This is a genomic window from Brevibacterium sp. SIMBA_078, assembly GCF_046534565.1.
Taxonomy (GTDB): domain Bacteria; phylum Actinomycetota; class Actinomycetes; order Actinomycetales; family Brevibacteriaceae; genus Brevibacterium.
In genome coordinates this window covers 1-242 of sequence record NZ_JAWRYQ010000506.1, presented here as the reverse complement: position 1 = coordinate 242, position 242 = coordinate 1, and the positions used below count along the sequence as shown (strand labels likewise).

1 protein-coding gene is annotated in these 242 nt (G+C 44.6%); it reads right to left on the bottom strand.

From position 1 onward, the window contains the following. Positions 1 to 242: CBS domain-containing protein (locus tag SB749_RS20595; RefSeq protein ID WP_410711951.1), on the bottom strand; the 242-nt coding region annotated here is incomplete at both ends.

Below are 242 nucleotides of genomic sequence, written 5' to 3'. Positions count from 1 at the left end.
CTATCGAGCAAAACCAAACCTGAGGTCATTACCTCTTTCGCCGGCGTATCAAACGTAAGTCCTTGGGCAACAACTTTGGTACGGATATCTCTATCTGTGATGATCCCGACGACTTGACCGTCATCCTCTTCTGGATCGTCGCTTATTTGTTTTTCTATATCAGTAACAAGTACTGAAGAGACCGATTCTTGTGTCATCAAAAACGCGACGTCTTGTATGGGGGTTTGTGTAGTAACAGTGAC